The organism is Streptomyces filipinensis (genome assembly GCF_014649495.1).
In the GTDB taxonomy this organism is placed as follows: Bacteria; Actinomycetota; Actinomycetes; order Streptomycetales; family Streptomycetaceae; genus Streptomyces; species Streptomyces filipinensis.
Genome location: NZ_BMTD01000058.1, coordinates 1 through 2895, shown reverse-complemented (window position 1 = coordinate 2895; position 2895 = coordinate 1). Strand labels below are relative to the sequence as shown.

Genomic DNA, 2895 nt, shown 5'->3' with positions numbered 1-2895 from the left:
CTGGACGCGGATGCCGAGGCGATCGCTGCGGAGTCGGCGGAGTCGCTGGGTGTGTTGCCGGGTGGCGGTGAGCTGGCGTACGTGCTGTACACGTCGGGTTCGACCGGCCGTCCCAAGGGTGTGATGATCCCGCACCAGGCGCTGTTGAACCTGTTGATGTCGATGGCGGATGTCGCGGGCAGTGACAGTGAGAGTGTGTGGCTGGCGTCGACGTCGATCTCGTTCGACATTTCCGGTCTGGAGCTGTTCCTCCCGCTGGTCACCGGTGCGCGTGTGGTCATGGCCTCGGCGGACCAGGTCAAGGACGCCGAGGCGCTGATCGAGCTCATCGGTAGGAACCGGGTCACCCATGCCCAGCTGACGCCGTCGGGTTGGCGGCTGTTGCTCGCGGCCGGTTTTGCGGCTGCCGGTGTGACGGCGCTGGTGGGTGGCGAGGCGTGCTCGCCGGAGCTGGCGCGTGAGCTGCGTGCGAGGACCCGGCGTCTGGTGAACGTGTACGGCCCGACGGAGACCACGATCTGGTCCACCTTCTGGGAGGTACCGGAGGAGACCGAGTCCGTCTCGATCGGTGGGCCGCTGGCCAACACCGACCTGTATGTCCTCGACTCCAACGGCCGGCCGGTGGTGGACGGTGTCAGTGGTGAGCTGTTCATCGGCGGGGTCGGTCTGGCACGTGGCTATATGGGGCGTGCTGGTCTGACGGCGGAGCGGTTCGTGCCGAGCCCGTTCGGTCCGGCCGGCTCCCGGCTCTACCGCACCGGCGACCTGGTGCAGCGTCTGCAGGACGGCTCGCTGGACTACCTGGGTCGTATCGACACCCAGGTGAAGGTGCGCGGTTACCGGATCGAGCTGGGCGAGATCGAAGCGGTTCTGCGGGCCCACGTGGCGGTGCGGGACACCGTGGTGTCGGCCCGTGAGGACCAGGCCGGGGACAAGACCCTGGTCGCCTATGTGGTCGCGGACACCGCCTTCGACACGGTCGAGCTGCGGCGTCACCTGGGGTCGAGTCTGCCGGAGTACATGGTCCCGGCGGCGTTCGTGGAGATCGACCGGGTTCCGCTGACCAACAGTGGCAAGGTCGACCACCGTGCGCTGCCCGCTCCCGAGGCGGAGATGTTCTCGGCGAGCCACTACGTGGCCCCGCGCACCCCGCTGGAGGAACGGCTCGCCGTCATCTGGTCAGAGGTGCTCGATACCCGCCAGGTCGGTGTCGAGGACAGCTTCTTCGACCTCGGCGGCGACTCCATCCGAGCCGTCCGCCTGGTCGGCGCGCTGCGCGCCGCCGGCTACGAGGTGTCGATCCGTGATGTCTTCGAGTTCCGCAGCCTCGCGGAGCTGGCGGGCCGGCTGTCGGGACAGGTGGCCGGTGAGTCGCTGATCGCCGCGGTCGAGCCGTTCGCGCTGATCAGTGCCGAGGACCGGGCCGCGCTGCCCGAGGACGTGGTCGACGCCTACCCGCTCTCCCAGATCCAGACCGGCATGCTGGTCGAGATGCTGGCCGCCGGCGAGGCACGGGGGAACCTCTACCTCAACGTCAACTCCTTCCGCATCCCGGATGCGCGGCCCTTCTCGGCCGAGGCCCTGCGGGCGGCACTGGACGTGGTGGCGAGCCGCCACGACGTCCTGCGTACCTCGATGCACCTGAGTGGATACTCGCGGCCCCTGCAGCTGGTGCACGCCGAGGCCGAAATCCCGCTCTCCACCCAGGACTTGAGTGGACTCAACGCCGAACGGCAGATCGCCGCGCTGCGTGAGTTCGCCGACGAGGCCGGTGCCGAGCAGCTCGAACTGACCGCCGCGCCTCTGATGCGGGTCGCGGTGCACGTCGAATCGGACGAGGCCTGGCGGCTGATCTTCTGCTACAACCACGCCATCGCCGAGGGCTGGGCGGTCAACTCCCTGCTGATGGAGGTCCTGGCCGCGTACCGGGCGCTGCGCGACGGGCATGAGGTACCCGCCTATGAGGCGCCCTCGGTCCGTTACGCCGACTTCATCGCCGCCGAGATGGATTCCGTCTCCCACGGGACGGACCAGGCCTTCTGGACACGCGTCGTCCAGGAGCACGTCCCGTTCACCATGCCCACGGGGTGGGGTGAGCGGAACGGCGCCGGGGACCCCCTGCGGTTGGAGCTCGATTTCCAGGAACTCGAACCTGCGCTGCGGGGCCTGGCGAAGGAAGCGGGCACCTCTTACAAGAGCGTCCTGCTCGCCGCCCATACGAAGGTGATGAGCTCGCTCACGAACGAGGACGCCTTCCTTCTGGGTGTGGTGTTCCACGGCCGGCTGGAAGCCCCGGGAGCCGACCGCGTCCTGGGCATGCACCTCAACACGCTGCCGTTCCCGGTGTCCCGTCCGACCGGGACCTGGCAGCACCTGGTCAAGAAGATCTACGCACGAGAGACGGAGATCTGGGAGCACCGCCGTTACCCGCTCCCCGCCATCCAGCGCTCCGCCAAGGGCGACGGCCGCCTCATCTCGGTGATGTTCGACCACCTGGACTTCCACCAGGTGGACACCGACGCGGTCGATGTCGGAGCCGGCCTCGGTACCGGCGCCAACGAGTTCGCGGTGAACGTCATCGTGAACGGCCACACCCTGGTCATCAAGGCGAACGCCGACGCGCTGAGCCCGGCCACGGCCGAGCGGCTCGCCTCCATGTACCGGCTCGTGCTCGAAGCCATGGCTGACGATCCGGCGGGCGACGCCACCGCCGCCTACCTACCCGAAGTGGAGAAGACCCCCGTGTCCCGCCTGCAGACCGAATCGACCAACGAGGTGCTGACGCTTGAGCTGTTCGAGGCTCAGGCGGCGTCGGCTCCCAAATCCGTTGCCGTGGTGTGCGGTGGCGAGCGGGTGACGTTCGGGGAGCTGGAGGAGCGTGCGAACCGGCTGGCG

The 2895-nt window shown here is 68.5% G+C and carries 1 protein-coding gene; it reads left to right on the top strand.

Annotation, left to right across the window (positions count from 1 at the left end):
• The coding region (locus IE244_RS41380; protein WP_191878745.1) for a non-ribosomal peptide synthetase at positions 1-2895 on the top strand (2895 nt) is incomplete at both ends.